The 18340-nt window shown below is 63.9% G+C and carries 19 protein-coding genes; 13 read left to right on the plus strand and 6 right to left on the minus strand.

Annotated elements, in window-relative coordinates:
- The first annotated feature begins 233 nt into the window (after positions 1-233).
- Complete coding sequence (locus VR71_RS04535) at positions 234-455, plus strand: hypothetical protein (RefSeq protein ID WP_009818221.1); 222 nt, start codon at positions 234-236, stop codon at positions 453-455.
- A 45-nt stretch (positions 456-500) separates the two neighbouring features.
- Here VR71_RS04535 and VR71_RS04540 read toward each other — a convergent pair whose 3' ends face one another.
- Positions 501-1109 carry an inner membrane-spanning protein YciB gene (locus VR71_RS04540; protein WP_040651456.1) on the minus strand — a complete coding sequence of 203 codons (609 nt, stop codon included), beginning with the start codon at positions 1107-1109 and terminating at the stop codon, positions 501-503.
- A 41-nt stretch (positions 1110-1150) separates the two neighbouring features.
- The gene (locus tag VR71_RS04545; RefSeq protein ID WP_045681605.1) at positions 1151-2053 is read right to left on the minus strand and encodes an EamA family transporter; all 903 of its coding nucleotides are present in this window, start codon (positions 2051-2053) and stop codon (positions 1151-1153) included.
- A gap of 78 nt (positions 2054-2131) precedes the next feature.
- Between VR71_RS04545 and VR71_RS04550 the strand changes: the two genes are divergently transcribed.
- On the plus strand, positions 2132-2599 hold the full coding sequence (locus VR71_RS04550) for an MgtC/SapB family protein (protein WP_045681635.1): 468 nt from the start codon (positions 2132-2134) through the stop codon (positions 2597-2599).
- A 37-nt stretch (positions 2600-2636) separates the two neighbouring features.
- On the opposite strand, the gene ftsY is transcribed toward VR71_RS04550, so the two are convergent.
- Together ftsY and VR71_RS04560 are read right to left on the minus strand one after the other, a co-directional pair.
- Positions 2637-3830 carry a signal recognition particle-docking protein FtsY gene (gene ftsY / locus VR71_RS04555; RefSeq protein ID WP_045681608.1) on the minus strand — a complete coding sequence of 398 codons (1194 nt, stop codon included), beginning with the start codon at positions 3828-3830 and terminating at the stop codon, positions 2637-2639.
- A 69-nt stretch (positions 3831-3899) separates the two neighbouring features.
- Positions 3900-5597, minus strand: a complete 1698-nt coding sequence (locus tag VR71_RS04560; protein ID WP_296429870.1) for an NAD(P)H-dependent oxidoreductase subunit E — start codon at positions 5595-5597, stop codon at positions 3900-3902.
- Positions 5598-5782: 185 nt separating this feature from the next.
- Here VR71_RS04560 and VR71_RS04565 point away from each other — a divergent pair, with 185 nt between their 5' ends.
- The 10 genes from VR71_RS04565 (at position 5783) to dtd (ending at position 14481) form a co-directional block, all read left to right on the plus strand.
- Positions 5783-6829, plus strand: a complete 1047-nt coding sequence (locus VR71_RS04565; RefSeq protein WP_045681612.1) for an alkane 1-monooxygenase — start codon at positions 5783-5785, stop codon at positions 6827-6829.
- A 5-nt stretch (positions 6830-6834) separates the two neighbouring features.
- On the plus strand, positions 6835-7227 hold the full coding sequence (locus VR71_RS04570; RefSeq protein ID WP_009818214.1) for a hypothetical protein: 393 nt from the start codon (positions 6835-6837) through the stop codon (positions 7225-7227).
- Positions 7228-7446: 219 nt separating this feature from the next.
- Positions 7447-8343 (plus strand): 5-bromo-4-chloroindolyl phosphate hydrolysis family protein, encoded by an 897-nt coding sequence (locus VR71_RS04575; protein ID WP_045681615.1) that lies wholly within the window; start codon positions 7447-7449, stop codon positions 8341-8343.
- Between the two features lie 13 nt (positions 8344-8356).
- Positions 8357-9556: a toxic anion resistance protein gene (locus tag VR71_RS04580; protein ID WP_045681617.1), complete on the plus strand. Its 1200-nt coding sequence runs from the start codon at positions 8357-8359 to the stop codon at positions 9554-9556.
- A 39-nt stretch (positions 9557-9595) separates the two neighbouring features.
- The gene (locus tag VR71_RS04585; protein WP_045681619.1) at positions 9596-10519 is read left to right on the plus strand and encodes a DUF2927 domain-containing protein; all 924 of its coding nucleotides are present in this window, start codon (positions 9596-9598) and stop codon (positions 10517-10519) included.
- Between the two features lie 23 nt (positions 10520-10542).
- Positions 10543-11667: an SPFH domain-containing protein gene (locus VR71_RS04590; RefSeq protein ID WP_045681621.1), complete on the plus strand. Its 1125-nt coding sequence runs from the start codon at positions 10543-10545 to the stop codon at positions 11665-11667.
- 4 nt (positions 11668-11671) lie between these two features.
- A complete protein-coding gene (locus tag VR71_RS04595) occupies positions 11672-12094 on the plus strand; it encodes a hypothetical protein (protein WP_045681623.1) in 423 nt (140 codons plus the stop codon).
- A gap of 5 nt (positions 12095-12099) precedes the next feature.
- Positions 12100-13227, plus strand: a complete 1128-nt coding sequence (locus tag VR71_RS04600; protein ID WP_296429871.1) for a primosomal protein N' (replication factor Y) - superfamily II helicase — start codon at positions 12100-12102, stop codon at positions 13225-13227.
- A gap of 116 nt (positions 13228-13343) precedes the next feature.
- A complete protein-coding gene (locus VR71_RS04605) occupies positions 13344-14018 on the plus strand; it encodes a nitroreductase (protein WP_045681627.1) in 675 nt (224 codons plus the stop codon).
- Between the two features lie 25 nt (positions 14019-14043).
- Positions 14044-14481, plus strand: coding sequence for a D-aminoacyl-tRNA deacylase (dtd, locus tag VR71_RS04610; protein ID WP_009818203.1), 438 nt, complete (start codon positions 14044-14046; stop codon positions 14479-14481).
- An 18-nt stretch (positions 14482-14499) separates the two neighbouring features.
- On the opposite strand, the gene xseA is transcribed toward dtd, so the two are convergent.
- Positions 14500-15993 (minus strand): exodeoxyribonuclease VII large subunit, encoded by a 1494-nt coding sequence (xseA, locus tag VR71_RS04615; RefSeq protein WP_045681629.1) that lies wholly within the window; start codon positions 15991-15993, stop codon positions 14500-14502.
- A 79-nt stretch (positions 15994-16072) separates the two neighbouring features.
- On the opposite strand from xseA, the gene purD reads away from it, so the two are divergent.
- Positions 16073-17338: a phosphoribosylamine--glycine ligase gene (gene purD, locus VR71_RS04620; protein WP_045681631.1), complete on the plus strand. Its 1266-nt coding sequence runs from the start codon at positions 16073-16075 to the stop codon at positions 17336-17338.
- A 97-nt stretch (positions 17339-17435) separates the two neighbouring features.
- Here purD and VR71_RS04625 read toward each other — a convergent pair.
- Positions 17436-18340, minus strand: a 905-nt coding sequence (locus VR71_RS04625) for a hypothetical protein (protein WP_296429872.1), incomplete at its 5' end; no start/stop codon positions are given.

The raw sequence follows: 18340 nt of genomic DNA on the forward strand, positions 1-18340 counted from the left end.
GGCGGCCACGACCGCGTCGCCTGCCGAACCAACACCGCCCAAGCGTCCGCGCACGCCGTCGACGCCCCCCGCGATGCCGGCCCCCGCGACCAAGGTGAAACCTGACTGATCGGATCAGGCCGGGATGCATCCGTTGCAACCCGGCCATTCCTTTTCGGTGGTGGTCACGTCAACCCCACTGACCTATATTCACAGCAGGGAGGAAACCAAACACAATTCAAGTGAGGTTTCCAATGGCGAATATCACAACAAACGTTTCCGCATCGCCGCTGCGCGAAGTCTGGAAACGATTCACGGCTGCACTGATCCGCGGGCTTGAGGCACACGCTGCCGTGACCTCACGGCGCAACCGGATCGAGGCACTCGAAGCGAAATCCGACGCGGAACTGGCCCGTATGGGTCTGCGCCGCGAAGACATCGCTTACCATGTCTTCAAGGATCTGTTCTACGCCTGACCCAATATTTGGGGCGGCCCTGTCCGGACCGCCCCGCCGCAGGACTTATGCGCTCTTGTCATCCTCCTCAGAGGAATGATCCCGAAACAGCGCACCTTGCGCCATGAAGAACAGAAATATTGCCGCCGTCAGGCCAAAGGTCTTGAAATAGACCCAGATTTCTTCGGTCTGTGTGCGCCAGATCGCTTCGTTCAGCACCGCCAGACCAAAGAAGAACAGCATCAATCGCCGGGTGAGGATCATCCAACCCGCATCGGTCAGCGGCATCACCCCCTCCATCACATATTGCAGATATGAGCGCCCACGCATCAGCCCATATCCCAAGACCCCACCGAACAGCAGATAGATCATCGTCGGTTTCATCTTGAAGAACCGCGGATCGTTGAACCAGACGCTGAGTCCGCCAAACACCACGATCAGCACCGCCGTGACCACCTGCATCCGGCTCAGATGCCCCGTCAGCCGCCACAAAAGGCCCATCGAGATCAGGAACACCGGAATAAACCCGGCTGTGACCACAATGAACCCCTCATACTCTGTGCCGCCAATCGTAAAGACCCGGTCTTTCAGCCAGAGATAGGCGGCGAAAAACCCCAGAACCGGGCCAAATTCCAGCACCGGCTTGGCCCATTTGGGCGGCTGCGTGTCATTCATCTCAATCATCGCTCCTGTCTGTCCTTCGGCTTGTGCCGCATTCAGCCGCCCATCTCAACTATGACCGCGCCTGCGGCGATCAAGGCCATGAGCGCAATACGTCGCGGCCCCACGGTTTCCTTGAGAACCAGCCACCCGATGAGAGCCGCGAACACCGTCGACGTCTCGCGCAACACCGCCGCTTCGCCCACCTTGTCAAGGCGCGTGGCCAGCATGATCGACCCAAAAGAGAAAAACGCCACCACCCCGCCCGTGACCCCACGAAGCATCAACGGGCCCACCGTTGGCCTCTCTGGAAGGTTGCGCCAGCGCAGATAGGCAAACGGCGGGATCGTCAGCCCGTCGAGAAAAAAGAACCACGCAAGGAACGTGAACGGATCAGCGGCGGCCCGGATACCATAGGCATCATAGGTGGTGTAAAACGCCACGAACAGCCCCGTCGCCACCGCCAGACCCAGCGCCAGTGGCATGGTATCGCGGTTGAGCGTGAGCGTGCGCAGGTTATAGACCGCGAGCCCGTAAATCCCGCACAAGAGCACCCCCACGCCCAGCCATTGCACCGGTGTGAACACCTCTCCAAAAATCGCATAGGCGCCGATCACGGTGAAAAGCGGCCCGGTCCCGCGCACCACCGGATAAACCACGGTATAGGCGCCCTTGGTATAGGCCATCGCCTGCAACACCTTATAGCCGATATGGATCACCACCGCGCCGGCAAAGATCGGCCACATATGCGCCTCGGGCCAAGGCACCACGAAGAGGGCCAAAGGTGCTGCCATAGCGGCATAGCTGGCATCAATCGCCCCCCGGCTGAGCCAGGGATCGTGGCGACCCTTTTGCAGCGCGCCGAACACCGCATGCAAAAATGCCGCCGCCAGTGCCAGCATCATGGCGAGATGGTGACCGGCCTCGGTGCCCTCAAGCGAGATCAGCCAGGCACTCATAGCGCATGTCTCGCATCACCGGAGCGGATCATGCTAAACTTTGAGACAACCTCACAGCACGGCGGCATCGACCAACTCATGATCGACATCATTCTCCAAGAGCTTTCCGGCACGTTCAGCAGTGTATCACCCCTTGTCGCCGCAACCCGGATGGTTGCCGCACTCGTGCTCGGCGGGGCGATTGGCGCCGAGCGGGAAAGCAAACACAAGCCCGCAGGCCTGCGGACACATATGCTGGTGTCGATCGCGGCCTGCCTCTTCATTCTGGTCAGCCAGCAATTGGCCACGCTCTCTTTCGGGGCACAAGACGCCCTGCGCGTCGACCCCCTGCGTCTGGTAGAGGCCGTGACCGCCGGGGTCGCCTTTCTGGCCGCCGGAACCATTTTCACCTCACGGGGCCATGTCCATAACATCACCACCGGCGCGTCGATGTGGCTCGCAGGGGCCATCGGTCTTGCGTGTGGCTCCGGACAGATGCCGCTCGCAGCCATGGCAACGGCCATCGTTTTGCTGGTGCTGTATGTGGTCGGACTGCTCGAAAAGTAACGCGGCGCACTCTGTCGGCGCGGGACCGTCCTGACCGTCATCGCGCGTCGAGGCCGGTCAAAGCTGCGGCAAACTCCTGCGGATCGAACGGGGCCAGATCGTCGATCTGCTCGCCCACCCCGATGGCATGGATCGGCAGGCCGAACTTATCCGCCAGTGCGACCAACACACCACCGCGCGCAGTGCCGTCGAGCTTGGTCATGATCAGCCCCGAGACATCGGCGAGTTTCTGAAAGGTCGCGACCTGGCTCAGTGCATTTTGCCCCGTCGTAGCGTCGAGCACGAGCAACGTGTTATGCGGCGCACTTGGGTCTTTCTTCCGGATCACCCGCACGATCTTGGCCAGTTCCTCCATCAGGTCGGCGCGATTCTGCAACCGTCCGGCGGTGTCGATCATCAAGAGATCCGCCCCCTCCGCCTCGGCGCGGGTCATCGCGTCATAGGCGAGGCTCGCCGGGTCCGATCCCTCCGGCGCGGTCATCACGGGCACGCCCGCCCGCTCGCCCCAGACCTGAAGCTGCTCGACAGCGGCTGCACGAAACGTGTCCCCCGCAGCGATCACAACCGATTTGCCCGCCGATTTGAACTGTGCCGCGAGCTTGCCGATGGTCGTGGTCTTGCCCGAGCCATTGACGCCCACCACCAGCACCACCTGCGGACGTTTTGCGTAAATCGGCATGGGGCGCGCCACAGGGTCCATGATCCGCGCGATCTCCTGCGCCAGCAATTCCTTGATTTCCTGCGTCGAGAGCCGCTTGCCCATGCGCCCCTCGGCCATATTCGCCGTGACGCGCAGTGCCGTATCCACGCCCATATCCGCACCAATCAGCAATTCCTCAAGGCTCTCGAGCATCGCATCGTCAAGCACACGGCGCGGCGCGACCTCTCCTGCGCCCCGGCCCAGAATACGCCCGAGAAACCCGGCACGCGGCGCGGCGTCGGGCAGGTCAGCGGGGATTTCCATCGGCACCGCCGGGGCAACGCCCCCGGACGGCAGTGGCGGCACCTCTTGGGGACCAGGATCGACAGGAGCCTCTTGCGGCGGCGGCGCAGGCACTTCCTGCGGTCGCGACGGAATCCCCGGCGGCGCCGGGTCCGGCTCAGTGTCCGGCGCGGGAACCGTAGGTGTCGGCTCCTCTGCGCGCCCCTCGTCTACAATCGCCTCCAACCCCTCTTCGAGCTTGGAAGAGGATTTGAACAACCGTTCCTTGAGTTTCGAGAAAAACGCCATGCGCCCTCCGATCCGCGTGTCAGTCCTGACCTAATGCGGATCGAAGGGAGATGGAAGCCTGCGCTTGGCTCAGATTTCGTCGGCGAAATGCTTCATCGTCAAGCGAATGGGATTGGGCGCAGCCTGTCCCAACCCGCAGATGCTGGCATCCGACATGGCGGTGCACAGCTCTGCCAAGAGTGGCTGATCCCAGGTGTCGGCCTGCATCAGCTTGACCGCCTTTTCACAGCCCACCCGGCACGGCGTGCATTGCCCACAGCTCTCATCCTCAAAGAACCGCAGCATGTTCAGCGCCGCATCCCGCGCCCGGTCATGATCCGAGAGCACCACCACCGCCGCCGATCCGATAAAGCTGCCATGCGGTTGCAACGTGTCAAAATCGAGAGGAATATCGTTCATCGACGCAGGCAACAGCCCCGAAGACGGCCCGCCCGGCTGATAGGCCTTAAAGCTGTGACCCTCCAGCATGCCGCCCGCTGCGGCGATGATATCGGTGATGGTGGAGCCCGCTGGCAAAAGATGAACGCCGGGATTTTTCACCCGCCCGGACACCGAATAGGACCGCAGCCCCTTGCGGCCATTATGCTCAACACTGTTCAGAATTTCCGGCCCCTCGCGCAGGATGCGCGTGACCCAGAGCAGGGTTTCCACGTTATTCACCAGCGTCGGGCGGTTGAAAATGCCCACTTGCGCCACAAACGGCGGACGATGGCGCGGCAGACCGCGGTTACCCTCGATCGACTCGATCATGGCACTTTCTTCACCGCAGATATAGGCACCCGCGCCCCGGCGCAGTTCCACATAGCCAGCCGCGATCAGTCCCGCCGCTTCAAGTGCGGCAATCTCGGTCGCGAGAATCTCCAACACCGCCGGATATTCATCGCGCATGTAGATAAAGCAGCGCTCCGCCGCCACGGCCCAGGCGGCAATCAGCATCCCCTCAAGGAAAAGATGTGGCTGCCGCTCGAGGTAGTAGCGGTCCTTGAACGTGCCCGGCTCGCCCTCGTCGCCATTCACGGCCAGATAGCGCGGCCCGGCCTCGGCCCGCACAAAGCCCCATTTGCGCCCCGACGGAAAACCCGCCCCGCCCAGACCCCGCAACCCGGCATCAAGCAAGGTCTGCTGCACGCGCTCGAATTCTGCGTCGGCATTGGCGACGGCCCGCAGATCCGCCAGCGTGGCATAACCACCTGCGGCACGATACGCCTCAAATCCCTCGTACTCTGGCACATGCGCGTGGGTGTCGCCCGCCGCAACCGCCGCAAGAACGCTCTCGGGCGTGGCGTGATCGATATGATGGTGGCCCAATTCGACCACCGGCGCAGTATCACACCGCCCCATGCAGGGCGCGCGCAGAATGCGGACTTGGCCCGGATCAACCCCGTCTTCCAGAGCCGATTTCAAAGCCTGCGCCCCGGCCAATTCGCAACTCAGCGAATCGCAAACCCGAATCGTGAGCGCAGGCGGCGGGGTCTCGCCTTCGCGGATCACGTCAAAATGCGCGTAAAAACTTGCAACTTCATAAACTTCGGCCTGGGACAGACGCATTTCTTCGGCCAAGGCCCGCAAATGCGCCGCAGAAAGATGTCCGAACTGGTCCTGAATACGGTGCAGATACTCGATCAAGAGATCGCGCCGCCGCGGTCCCTCGCCCAAGAGCGCCTGAACCTCAGCCCAAGCACCATCCTCCAACTGCCGACCCTTTGGCGTGCGACGACCTTTGCCGTTCCCAGATTTCCAGACGCCTTTGCGATCATCCAATGCCATTGCGATCATCCTCTTTCCCTGTTGCGCCCGAAACTAGCGGGCCGAGCTGGGGACAGAGCCCTCAAAAACGACATTTGCACCACCATTCGCGTTGATCAGGGCGTGAAATGCGGCGGGGTGCGGCAAGGAAACCCTGTGCGCGGCCTCTACCCCGGATTAGACTGTGGCAAAACCGGGAACACACCATGCCGCTCTTTTCGCTCGCCGCCAGCCTGCCGCTGATCCTCACCGCCTGCGCCGCGCTCTGGGGCGGTGTCTGGGGCTGGCTGGCCTTGGGCTATATCACCGTGATGGTCTTTACGCTCGACCGCCTGATCGCCCGACAGACGGGCAACCCTGATCCCGACGCCGAATTTCCGGCCGCAGACTGGCTGCTCGTGGCCCTTGGCCTGGGGCATTTCGCGGTATTGGCCCTGTCCCTCTGGGCTGTTTCGGGTCAGAACGACCTCACCGCGCTGGAGCGCGCCTTGGTGGCGGTGTCCGCAGGGCTCACCACCGGCCAGATCTCGCATCCCGTGGCGCATGACCTCATCCACCGCAGCGCCCGCGCCAAACGGCGCCTTGGGCGGCTCATCTATACCTCGCTGCTCTTTGGCCACCATGCCAGCGCGCATCTGCGCGTCCACCATATCCATGTCGCAAGCGCCGAGGACCCCAGCAGCGCCCGCCCCGGCGAAGGATTCTACCGCTACGCCGCGCGCGCTTGGCCCGGCGGCTTCATCGCCGGACTGCGCGCCGAATCGCGCCTCCAAGGCGACCGCCCGCTTTGGCACCATCCCTATGCGGCCTATCTCGGGGGCGCTCTGGCGCTCATCCTCACCACCGCCGCCACGCTGGGGGCGTCCGGTGTGGCGGCCCTTTTCTTCATCGCAGGCTATGCGCAGGGTCAGATCCTTCTGTCGGACTATGTGCAACACTACGGGCTGCGCCGCCTGCGCACAGCCGAGGGCCGCATGGAACCAGTCGGGCCGCAGCATTCGTGGAACGCGCCGCAGGTGATGTCGGCTGCCATGACCCTCAATGCACCGCGCCATTCGGATCACCATGTCACGCCTCAGCGCCCCTATCCCGCGCTGCAACTCAACTGCCAGACCATGCCGATCCTGCCGCAGTCTCTGCCGGTGATGGCCGTGCTGGCTCTCGTCCCGCCGCTCTGGCGACGCATCATGGACCCGCGCGCCGCAGGCTGGCGCGAATCCCCTAGCGGCCCCGTGCGCGATCTGGCAGGCTGAGGCCCATGCGTGCCTTGATCCTCCTTGCGGCCCTCACTGGCCTTGCCCACCCGGTTGCGGCACAAATGTCCGCCGCTGAATTTGATGCCTATACCCGCGGCCAGACCTTTTATTATGGCGCTGGCGGCACGCCCTATGGTGGCGAGGAATATCTGTCCGACCGCCGCGTGCGCTGGTCCTTTCTCGATGGCGAGTGTCAGGACGGGCGCTGGTATGAGGACAGCGGCCTGATCTGTTTTGTCTATGACAACCGCCCCGACCCGCAATGCTGGAGCTTTGAGCGCACCGATCGTGGCCTCATCGCGCGTTTTTCAGGGGATCAGAGCATGTCAGAGCTTTACGAAGTCAAACGCTCAGACGCCCCCCTGATGTGCCTTGGCCCGGACATCGGGGTGTGAGCTTGCGTGTTTTCCTGGTCGAAATACTCCTATCCCGCGCTCTCCTGCGCCCCTGCCGGAAATCTTCCCCCTAGCATGCCCGGCCCCCATCGCCTAAGTTCATGCTCAGAAAGCTGAAACCGGTCGCGGGGGCGCCATGAGTGACACAGGACTTCAGAAACTGGCGTTTTTCCTGCTGGTGGCGCTGACCCTCTTTGTCGCCGCTACGGGGGGCGTGTGATGGCGCAGCGTTTTGGCGGCAAGTATAGCCCCGACGGCAAAGACACACCTGCCCCCCAAGCTGGCGGATTTCGCGGCGCGCGACGCACCCGCGCCGGTGGGCGCGTCAACCTCTTGTTTTTTGCCCCTCTGCCTCTGGCTGCTCGCGCCTTCACCTCCGGTCCGGTCGAGCTTGCCCTGAACCTTGGCGCCCTGGGCGCGCTCCTCCTGGCGGCCTGGCTCACCCGCGAGGGTATTCTGGCGCAAGAGGCCTATGAGGCCCGCAAGATCGCGCGCCGTCCCGCCTTCCCGCGCAAGATCTTTGCCTCCGGTCTCACCGGGCTGGGCCTTGGCCTAGCGGGCTATGCCAGCAACGGCGGTCTCTTGGAGCCGCTCATTTACGCCATCCTCGGCACGGTTCTGCACAGCTTCGCCTTTGGTCTCGACCCGCTCAAGGACAAGGGCATGGAGGGCGTCGACACCTTCCAGAGCGACCGCGTTGCCCGCGTCGTCGATCAGGCCGAGGATTATCTGCGCGCTATGTCCGACGCGCTCAAGCGCGCGGGCGACCGGCAGGCGGAAACCCGGCTCGAGCGGTTCCAGACCATCGTGCGCGACATGCTGCGCACGGTCGAGGATGACCCCCGCGATCTCACGGCGGCGCGCAAATATCTCGGCGTCTACCTGATGGGCGCCCGCGACGCGACGGTCAAGTTCGCCGATCTGCACGCCCGTGCCCCGAACCCACAGGCGCGCGACAAATACCTCGCGCTCCTCTCCGATCTCGAACAGAATTTCACTGCCAAGACCCGTGCGCTGATGCTCGACAGCACCACCGATCTCGATATCGAAATCGAAGTGCTGCGTGACCGGCTCGAGCGCGAGGGCGTCCACCTTGAACCCAAAGATTTAGCGTAAAAGGACCGATCCCATGTCAGAGACCACCCGTCAGAAGGCCGAAGCCGCCCTCAAGGATGTCGAGGCCGTAAACCGCGCGATCCTCCCTGTTCCCACCGATGCCAATGCCATCGTGACACTGGATCAGGCCGACGCCCCCGCCAGCGCCGAAATCACGCGCCGCATGGCCGAAATCGACATGGATGACACCCAGTCGATCGTGTCCTTCGGCTCTGCCGCGCAGGCCGAATTGCAAGAGATTTCCCAAGCCATGCTGCAAGGCGTGCGCAACAAGGATGTGGGACCGGCAGGCGACAGCCTGCGCGGCATCGTCACGACGATTCGCGGCTTTGCCGTCTCGGAACTCGACGTGCGCCGCGAACGGTCGTGGTGGGAAAAACTGCTGGGCCGTGCCGCCCCCTTCGCCAAATTCACCGCCCGCTTCGAGCAGGTACAGGGCCAGATCGACAAGATCACCGATGACCTTCTGTCGCATGAACATACGCTCCTGAAGGATATCAAATCCCTCGACATGCTCTACGAAAAGACGCTGGCCTTCTACGACGAACTCGCCCTCTACATCGCGGCGGGCGAGGCCAAGCTCAAGGATCTGGACACCAAGGACATCCCCGCCGCCGAGGCCGCCGTTCAGGCCGCGCCAGAGAATGATCAGGTGATGAAGGCGCAGGAACTCCGCGATCTGCGCGCCGCCCGCGACGATCTGGAACGCCGGGTGCATGACCTCAAACTCACCCGTCAGGTGACGATGCAATCCCTGCCCTCGATCCGTCTGGTGCAGGAAAACGACAAATCGCTCGTGACCAAGATCAACTCGACCCTCGTCAACACCGTGCCGCTCTGGGAAACCCAACTGGCGCAGGCGGTTACGATCCAACGCTCGGCAGAGGCCGCAGCGGCGGTGCGCGACGCCAATGACCTCACCAACGAACTGCTGACCGCCAACGCCAAGAACCTGCGCGAGAGCAACAAGATGATCCGGCAGGAAATGGAACGCGGCGTCTTCGACATCGAGGCGGTAAAACAGGCCAATGCCGATCTCATCGGCACCATTCAGGAGAGCTTGCAAATCGCCGACGAAGGCAAGGCCAAGCGCGCCAAGGCCGAGGAAGACCTCAAGAAGATGGAGGCCGATCTGCGCGACACGCTGGCCTCCGCCAAGGCCCGCCGCGACGGCGTCGGCGATACCGCAGGTACCTCGGTGCCCAAGAGCTAAGTCAAAGGCATGCACGCTGTCCGTTTGAAATGGGGGCTCATGGGACTGGCGCTGACGGCGCTTGCCGCCTGCGACATGCCCTCCGCCCCCTCGACGTCGGCGCGTCCGGCGGCGCGCCCCACGGCGCTCCCGCCCACCACGGGCTCCGTCCCCTCCGCCGACAGTCAGGCGCTCGCCGCCTATTACCAACGCGTCGAGACGGACCTGCTCAGCCGCGGTCTCCTGCGCCGTGACGGTGGCGGGCCGGACACGCCCTTTACCGACACCGACATCCTGCGCAATTTCGAGCGCATCGCGTTTTACGACGAGTACCAGCAGGGCGCGGGCTATCGTCCCTCCACCGGGCGCGCCGGAGGCCTGCGCAAATGGATGGGGCCGGTTCGCATCAATGTCGAATTCGGCGCGTCCGTCCCCGAGGACCAGCGTGCCGAAGACCGCCGCCTTGTCGCCGATTATGCCGCGCGGCTGGCGCGTGTCACCCGCCACCCGATCAGCACCGGTGCGGGCAGCCCCAATTTCCACGTTCTCTTCGTGGGCGAGGATGACCGCGCCGCCACCCTCGCCCGCATCCGCCAACTCGCCCCCGAGGCCGGCCCCAGCACCCTCGCCATCTTCCGCGACATGCCGCGCTCGATTCACTGCCTCGTGGTGGCCTTTTCCGGTCAGGGCGCGGATCACACCTATCGCCGCGCAATTGCCCTCATCCGCGCCGAACATCCGCCCCTGATGCGGCAATCCTGCGTGCATGAGGAACTGGCGCAGGGGCTTGGCCTCGCCGATGACAGCCCCGCCGCGCGCCCCTCGATCTTCAATGACGACGACGAATTCGCCCTGCTCACCAGCCATGACGAAGAGTTGCTCTGGCTGCTCTATCACCCCGACCTCAAACCCGGCATGTCCCCCGACGAGGCCCGCCCCATCCTGCGCCGTCTGCTCGATGCACGGGCGGGCGGGCCGGTCTGATCCCCGATTACAGGAGTATCCCGATGCCCATCTTCGATTTCCTTTCCGGCCAGTTCATCGACGTCATTCACTGGACCGACGACACCCGCGACACCATGGTCTGGCGGTTCGAGCGTGAAGGTCACGAGATCAAATACGGCGCCAAGCTCACCGTGCGCGAGGGGCAGGCCGCTGTCTTCGTGCATGAGGGGCAGTTGGCCGATGTCTTCACCCCCGGTCTCTACATGCTCGAGACCAACAACATGCCGATCATGACCTCCTTGCAACATTGGGATCACGGCTTCAAATCCCCCTTCAAATCCGAGATCTATTTCGTCTCGACCACCCGGTTCAACAACCTCAAATGGGGCACCAAGAACCCGATCATGCTGCGCGATCCCGAATTCGGACCCACGCGGATTCGCGCCTTTGGCACCTACACGGTGCGCGTGGCCGACGCCGCCAAATTCCTCTCCGAGATCGTCGGCACCGACGGCGAATTCACCATGGATGAAATCAGCTTCCAGATCCGCAACATCATCGTGCAGGCGTTTTCGCGGATCATCGCAGGCTCCGGCATCCCGGTGCTTGACATGGCCGCCAACACCGCCGATCTCGGCAAGCTGGTCGCAGGCGAGATTTCGGCCATCGTCGCTGACTACGGCCTCGCAATCCCCGAGTTTTACATCGAAAACATTTCGCTCCCCCCCGAGGTCGAAGCCGCGCTGGACAAGCGCACCTCGATGGGCATCGCCGGCGATTTGGGCAAATTCACCCAGTATTCCGCCGCCGAGGCCATGACCGCCGCAGCCAAGAACCCCTCCGGCGGCGCAGGCATCGGCGCGGGGCTTGGCATGGGCATGGGGATGGCCATGGCGCAGAACCTCGCACAGGACGGGCCATGGGGCGCACGCCAGGGCACCGCGGCCCCCGCAGCCCAGACCCCACCTCCGCCACCTCCCGTTGAACACGTCTGGCACATCGCCGAAAACGGCCAGACCCATGGCCCCTATTCCAAGGCCTCCATGGGTCGCATGGTCACCGACGGCAAGCTCACCCGCGAAAGCCATGTCTGGACCGCAGGCCAGGACGGCTGGAAACGGGCCGAAGACGTGGCCGAACTGGCACAACTCTTCACCGTGATGCCACCGCCCCCGCCGGGTCTGTGACCGCATGCGCCGCCGCGCCACAATTACCCTGCACTGGCTCAATCTGATGCTGTTGCTCTTTGTGCTGGGCGATGGCGGGGCCACGGTCTGGCTCCCCGTCGCCTACAGCATCTCAGCGCTCGGCATGTGTGCGCTGGCGCTGGCCTTTGGCCTCTTGAACGGACCGGGCCCAAAACTCGACGGCGCGTTTCGCACCCTGCACCCGTGGCTGCACCGCGCACTCTATGCGCTGCTCGCCTGGGGCGCTCTGGCTCTTGCCGCCGAGGCCCTTGGCCAATCCCTCCCCGGCCCCGAGGCGCGCAAACTGCTCTTGTCGCTTCTGGCCGCCTCGGCGCTGCACGCCACCTTCAACCTCTGGCGCCATACTGCACTGGGCGATGGGGCATTGCGCCGCATCACCCCGCGCGCCGTGCATCCCATTCTATGAGCCCCATGCAAAATACACATCCCCCCGAGCCAGCAGAGACCGAAACCCAGCACCGCTTTCCCTGTGTCAGCTGTGGTGCGGATTACCGGTATGATCCCGGCGCGAACCACCTGATCTGTGATCACTGCGGTGACATCCATCCAATTGCGGGCAACGCCCCCTGGCAAGGCGGCATCCGGGAACTGGACTTTGACCGCGCTCTGCGCGATCAACTCCCCGCGCAGGAGATGGAGGAGGTCCGCACCACCACCTGCACCAGTTGCGGCGCGCAGGTTGAACTTGGCACCGACACCCACGCCGCCGAATGCCCCTTCTGTGCCTCGCCGGTCGTCACCGACACCGGCACCCAGCGCCATATCAAACCTCGCGCGCTCCTGCCCTTCGCGCTCGACGAGGCGACCGCGCGAAAGGCCATGACCGGCTGGCTCGGCCGCCTTTGGTTCGCACCGAACGGGCTTCAGGATTACGCCCGCAAGGGCCGCCGCATGCAGGGCATCTATGTGCCCTACTGGACCTATGACGCCGACACCAAATCCTCCTACCGGGGCGAACGTGGCACGGTCTATTACGTCACCCAAACCGTGATCCGCGACGGCAAACGCCAGACAGTGCAAGTACCCAAAATCCGCTGGACCCCCGCCTCGGGCCGGGTCTCACGGTTTTTTGATGACGTGCTCGTTCTCGCCTCGAAATCCCTGCCCAAACGCTTCACCGAGGCGCTGGAGCCGTGGGATCTGGCGGCACTGGAACCCTATAACCCGGAATTCCTCGCAGGCTTCCGCGCCGAGGGCTATAGTGTCGATCTGGACATCGGCTTCACCGAGGCGCGCACCCGGATGGATGCGATCATCGCCCGCGACGTGCGCTTTGACATCGGCGGCGACCGCCAGCAGATCCACGAAATCAACACCGAGATCAGCGCCGTCACCTTCAAACACATCCTGCTGCCCGTCTGGCTCGCGGCCTATAAATACCGTGGCGAAACCTACCGCTTCGTGGTCAACGGTCGCACCGGGCGCGTGCAGGGCGAGCGCCCATGGTCCGTCTGGAAGATCACCTTCGCCGTGATCCTCGGCGCGATCATCGCGGGCGCTGTGGGCTATGTCATCGCCCTTGAACAAGGCGTGTTATAGCGCACGACCAGCGGAAATTCGCCCGCCGGGGCATGGATAACCCGCAAAACTCGCCCTATGATCATCGCTCAGGGCCGCGTGCCTTGACTATCATGGCCGGGCAAGGACATCGCTGAATGACAGACGGACTCGAAACACTCAACGACCTTTTGCACGCCCGTCATTCCTGTCGCGCCTTCCGGCCTGATCCGGTGCCCGAGGACAAAATCCGCCAGATCGTCGCCGCCGCAGGCCGGGCGCCCTCTTGGTGCAACGCCCAGCCGTGGCAGATCACCGTGACGCAGGGCGCGGAAACCGACCGCTTTCGCACTTCCCTGCTAGACGCGGTGCAACGTGACCGCCCTGCCCCTGACCTGCCTTGGCCCGAGAGCTATCCGGGGGCGCATGGCGCGCGACGCCTGGAATGCGGCTTGCAACTCTACGAGGCCGCAGGCATCGCCCGCAACGACCGTGCGGCGCGCGCCGAACAATCCATGCAGAATTACCACCTCTTCGGCGCGCCACATGTGGCCCTCATCCATTCCGAAAAGGCGCTCGGCGCTTACGGCGCAATGGACACCGGCGGCTTTATCACGGCCTTCATGCTGGCGGCCTCCGCGCTTGGCATCGCCACCATTGCGCAGGCCTCCGTCGCGGCCTATGCGCCGATGATCCGCACGCATTTCGCCCTGCCTGACAGCCGCCTCATCCTCTGCGCCATATCCTTTGGCCTGCCCGATGACGATCACCCAACCAATAAATTCCGCACCAGCCGGGCGGGGTTGGACGAGGTGCTCGATCTGCGCGGCTGAGTGCTGTTGATCCCGGAGGTTCCTTATGCGCGCCCTTTTGCAACGTGTTTCCGAGGCTTCCGTCGCGGTCGATGGCGAGGTCATCAGCCGCTCTGGTCCCGGCCTCTTGATCCTTGTCTGCGCCATGCAGGGCGATTGCGAGACCCAAGCAGAACGGCTGGCCACAAAGATCACCAAACTGCGGATATTCCCCGATGAGGCGGGCAAGATGAACCGCTCTTTGATCGACATCGGCGGCAGCGTTCTGGTCATCAGCCAGTTCACGCTGGCCGCCGATACCTCGCGCGGCAATCGGCCTGGATTCTCCACGGCGGCCGACCCGGAGACCGGCCATCGGCTCTATCTGCATTTCGCACAACAGTTTGCTCAGCAGCATATTCCCACCAAACTGGGTCAGTTCGGGGCGGATATGAAAGTGTCTTTGGTCAACGACGGGCCAGTGACAATCTGGATGGAAAGTTAGCGCAGAGCGACCACCGGCTCAAAACAAACTCCCCTGCCCCTCAGGGGGCGTCTTGGGCTTGACCTTCGGGATCGGCACCGCAGGTCCGGGTGCCGACACATCCAGCATCCCATCGGCAAACTCGATCTCCAGCACCGCCGCCCCCGCCGCAGCCTTGCGTGTCGTCACAACCGCCCCATCGCCGCGCACCACCGCATAACCGCGCTTGAGCGTGGCCTTGTATCCCAGCGTCTCGCGCAGCCGCTCCAGCGCGCTCAGCCGATCCTGCCAGCCCCGCACCTGCCGCCCGGCCACCTCTGAAAACCGCGCCGACATCCGGTCCAACTCGCGTCGCTTCTGCGTAATATCGCGGTTCAGCGCATGCACATTCAGCCGCGCCGCCGTCGCCTGCAACCGCCGCCGATCCCCCTCGACCGCGCGCCGCAACAGCGCCGGGCGCAACGCCCCCGCTGTCTCTGACAGATGTACCCGCCGCACCTGCACCGACCGGATCAGCGCCGCAGGCAGGCGCTCGCCCAAGGCGTCCAGCCGTTGCCGTGGTCCGTCAAGCAAAACATCGGCCCGTGGCAAGGCGCGTGCCAGATCGCGCAACCGCTGACCCCGCAAACTCACCCCTTGGCTCAACGCATGGCTCAGCCGCGCGCCCTGCCCCTCGACCCAGGCCAAGAGGTCCATCCGCACCGGCACCGCCAGTTCCGCCGCCGCCGTAGGCGTGGGCGCGCGCTTGTCCGAGGCGAAATCAATCAGCGTCGTGTCGGTCTCATGGCCCACGGCTGAAATCAGCGGAATGACACTTTCCGCCGCCGCCCGCACCACGATTTCCTCGTTGAACCCCCAGAGATCCTCGACCGATCCGCCGCCGCGCGCCACAATGATCAGATCCGGGCGCGGCAGCGCGCCGCCCGGCGTCATCGCATTGAACCCCCGGATCGCCCGCGCCACTTCGGGCGCGCATTTGTCACCCTGCACAGCCACAGGCCAGATCAGCACCTTGCGCGGGAAACGGTCGCGCAGCCGGTGCAGAATATCGCGGATCACCGCGCCTGAGGGCGAGGTGACAACCCCGATGATATCCGGCAGATAGGGCAGCGCCTGCTTGCGCTCCGGCGCAAAGAGCCCCTCCGCCGCCAGCGCCGCCTTCCGCTTCTCCAGCATCGCCATCAGCGCGCCCATGCCCGCCGGTTTCATATCCTCGATGATGATCTGATAGCGCGATTGACCGGGGAATGTGGTCAGCCGCCCCGTGGCCACCACCTCCATCCCCTCTTCAGGCTGCACGGCCAATCGCGTCGCAACCCCCTTCCAGATGATCCCCGCCAGAACCGCAGAATCGTCCTTGAGGTCCAGATAGATATGCCCCGACCTTGGCCGCGATATGCGCCCCAGTTCGCCGCGCACCCGCACATGGGAAAACTCGCCCTCGATCATCCGCTTGATCGCCCCCGACAGATCCGAGACGGAAAATTCCGGGGCATTGCCGCCCTCGTCGGGATCGTCGATCAGATCGGACATGCGCGCGCCTCCTGCCTTGTGTCTGCTTGCCCGCCACCTTAGAACGCAGGCCAACCGAGGCCAAGCAGGAGTTGCCGCCATGAACATTCTCATCCTTGGATCGGGCGGGCGGGAACACGCGCTCGCATGGGCCGTGCTGCAAAACCCCAAATGCGACCGGCTGATCGTGGCCCCCGGCAATGCAGGCATCGCGGAGATCGCCGAATGTGCCGCGCTCGATAGTCTCGACGGCGGCGCGATTGCAGGCTTTTGCGAGGCCGAGGCAATTGATTTTGTCATCATCGGCCCCGAGGCACCGCTCGCCGCCGGGGTCGCCGACCGCCTGCGCGAGGCGGGGCTATTGGTCTTTGGCCCCTCCGCCGCCGCCGCGCAGCTTGAGGCCTCCAAGAGCTTTACCAAAGCCATCTGCGACGCGGCCCAAGCCCCCACCGCAGCCTATGCCCATTTCACCGACCTCGCCGCCGCCCGCGCCTATGTCACGGCCCAAGGCGCCCCGATCGTGGTCAAGGCCGACGGTCTGGCCGCCGGCAAGGGCGTGATCGTCGCCATGACCGAGGAGGAGGCGCTTGCCGCCCTTGACGACATGTTCAGCGGCGAGTTTGGCGCAGCGGGCGCAGAGGTGGTGATCGAGGAATTCATGGAGGGCGAAGAGGCCAGCTTTTTCGTGCTCTGCGACGGCGAAACCGCGCTGCCCATCGGCACCGCTCAGGACCACAAACGCGTCGGCGACGGCGACACCGGCCCCAACACCGGCGGCATGGGGGCTTATTCCCCCGCCCCGGTGATGACCGAGGCCGTGACCCAACAGGCGCTCGACCTTATCGTCCGCCCGACGCTCAGGGAAATGTCCCGGCGCGGCACGCCGTATCAGGGCGTGCTCTTTGTCGGTCTGATGATCAAGGACGGCACGCCGCGCCTTGTCGAATACAACTGCCGCTTTGGCGATCCCGAATGTCAGGTGCTGATGATGCGCTTGGGCGCTCAGGCGCTCGACCTCCTGCTCGCCACATCCGAGGGGCGGTTGGGCGACATGTCCGTCAACTGGGCCGAAGATCACGCCCTAACGGTCGTTCTGGCCGCGCAGGGCTATCCCGGCGATTACGCAAAAGGCAGCGTGATCAAAGGGCTGGAGGCGTGCCCCGAGGACAGCTTTCACATGGTCTTTCACGCAGGCACCACCCGCGCGGGCACACAGATCACCGCAACCGGCGGCCGCGTCCTCGCCGCCACCGCGCGCGGCACCACGCTGCGCGAGGCCGCAGATCGCGCCTATGCCATGGTCGACCAGATCGACTGGCCAGAGGGCTTCTGCCGCCGCGACATCGGCTGGCGCGCGCTCGACTAAGCAATGTCAGAAGACCCTGATAGGGTTTCTCGGCTCGAAACTTCGACAACTCACGCAATGAGAGCTTTCCGACATTTCAACGAACACCCGAAAAACCCTAGACGGCACCAAGCTCGGCAACCGGAACCCGGTTTACCACGACCTCGACGTCACGGACCGTGCTGAACCCATCATCCGGCCCACCGAAGTCGTAAAGCACGGAGCCCAGGTAAATCCGCACGATCTCGGTACTTGGCGGCAAAAAGTTCGGAGGATCTGAGAGAAAGCGATCCGGAGGGCCATCCGACGACAGATAGGTCGTATCGTCGCTGACACGGACAAAGGATGTAATCGTGCCCGCCTCCAGACCGGGCGGGCTATGCACGATATGCAGGTATTCCCCGGACGACCCGTCGGCCCCCGACTTCGACCCGGAAAAAGTCGTGCTGTCGTAGATCTCGAACTGACCTTCAATCGCCTCGTCGATATTCAGCACCACGCGGGTGATATCGGCAAGCGGATTGGTCTCCCCCTGTTGGAGGACGAGACTGGTCAAGGACAGGTCGTTCAAATCCCCAAGCCCGATGGTGAACACCAAATCCGTGTCCACACGCAGGGGCTCAAGCGGCGTTCCAACCGCCTCTTCCTCTTCGTCCACAAAATCGACCTGGATATCATCGGCCTGCGACGGCTCCATCCCATGGACGAGGAACTGATACACCTCCGGCGCGGCCTGCGGGTCCTCCAATCTGAGTGCGATGGACATGAGCGATGCCTCCTCGCCCTCCAATGGCGCGATCGTGACATCGAAACCGGTCATGGGCGAGAGGCGCGAGGGCCGATCCAGATCACGAATGATCTCGATACGGTCCTGCGCCGGATCGAAATCATGCAGTTCGCCGAGGATCCGGGACGGGGCGTGACCACTCAGAATCCGGATTAGGTCATCGCCCTCACCAAGGGTCACGTCTAGGTCTTCTTCCCAACCGAACGGATTATGCAGAATAACGGTGTCATTCCCCT

Source organism: Roseovarius sp. BRH_c41 (genome assembly GCF_000961715.1).
GTDB lineage: Bacteria > Pseudomonadota > Alphaproteobacteria > Rhodobacterales > Rhodobacteraceae > Roseovarius.

Coding starts and splice junctions, on each gene's coding strand:
- VR71_RS04535 (WP_009818221.1), top strand. CDS start 234: ATGGCGAATATCACAACAAACGTTTCCGCATCGCCGCTGCGCGAAGTC.
- VR71_RS04540 (WP_040651456.1), bottom strand. CDS start 1,109: ATGAATGACACGCAGCCGCCCAAATGGGCCAAGCCGGTGCTGGAATTT.
- VR71_RS04545 (WP_045681605.1), bottom strand. CDS start 2,053: ATGAGTGCCTGGCTGATCTCGCTTGAGGGCACCGAGGCCGGTCACCAT.
- VR71_RS04550 (WP_045681635.1), top strand. CDS start 2,132: ATGATCGACATCATTCTCCAAGAGCTTTCCGGCACGTTCAGCAGTGTA.
- ftsY (WP_045681608.1), bottom strand. CDS start 3,830: ATGGCGTTTTTCTCGAAACTCAAGGAACGGTTGTTCAAATCCTCTTCC.
- VR71_RS04560 (WP_296429870.1), bottom strand. CDS start 5,597: ATGGCATTGGATGATCGCAAAGGCGTCTGGAAATCTGGGAACGGCAAA.
- VR71_RS04565 (WP_045681612.1), top strand. CDS start 5,783: ATGCCGCTCTTTTCGCTCGCCGCCAGCCTGCCGCTGATCCTCACCGCC.
- VR71_RS04570 (WP_009818214.1), top strand. CDS start 6,835: ATGCGTGCCTTGATCCTCCTTGCGGCCCTCACTGGCCTTGCCCACCCG.
- VR71_RS04575 (WP_045681615.1), top strand. CDS start 7,447: ATGGCGCAGCGTTTTGGCGGCAAGTATAGCCCCGACGGCAAAGACACA.
- VR71_RS04580 (WP_045681617.1), top strand. CDS start 8,357: ATGTCAGAGACCACCCGTCAGAAGGCCGAAGCCGCCCTCAAGGATGTC.
- VR71_RS04585 (WP_045681619.1), top strand. CDS start 9,596: ATGGGACTGGCGCTGACGGCGCTTGCCGCCTGCGACATGCCCTCCGCC.
- VR71_RS04590 (WP_045681621.1), top strand. CDS start 10,543: ATGCCCATCTTCGATTTCCTTTCCGGCCAGTTCATCGACGTCATTCAC.
- VR71_RS04595 (WP_045681623.1), top strand. CDS start 11,672: ATGCGCCGCCGCGCCACAATTACCCTGCACTGGCTCAATCTGATGCTG.
- VR71_RS04600 (WP_296429871.1), top strand. CDS start 12,100: ATGCAAAATACACATCCCCCCGAGCCAGCAGAGACCGAAACCCAGCAC.
- VR71_RS04605 (WP_045681627.1), top strand. CDS start 13,344: ATGACAGACGGACTCGAAACACTCAACGACCTTTTGCACGCCCGTCAT.
- dtd (WP_009818203.1), top strand. CDS start 14,044: ATGCGCGCCCTTTTGCAACGTGTTTCCGAGGCTTCCGTCGCGGTCGAT.
- xseA (WP_045681629.1), bottom strand. CDS start 15,993: ATGTCCGATCTGATCGACGATCCCGACGAGGGCGGCAATGCCCCGGAA.
- purD (WP_045681631.1), top strand. CDS start 16,073: ATGAACATTCTCATCCTTGGATCGGGCGGGCGGGAACACGCGCTCGCA.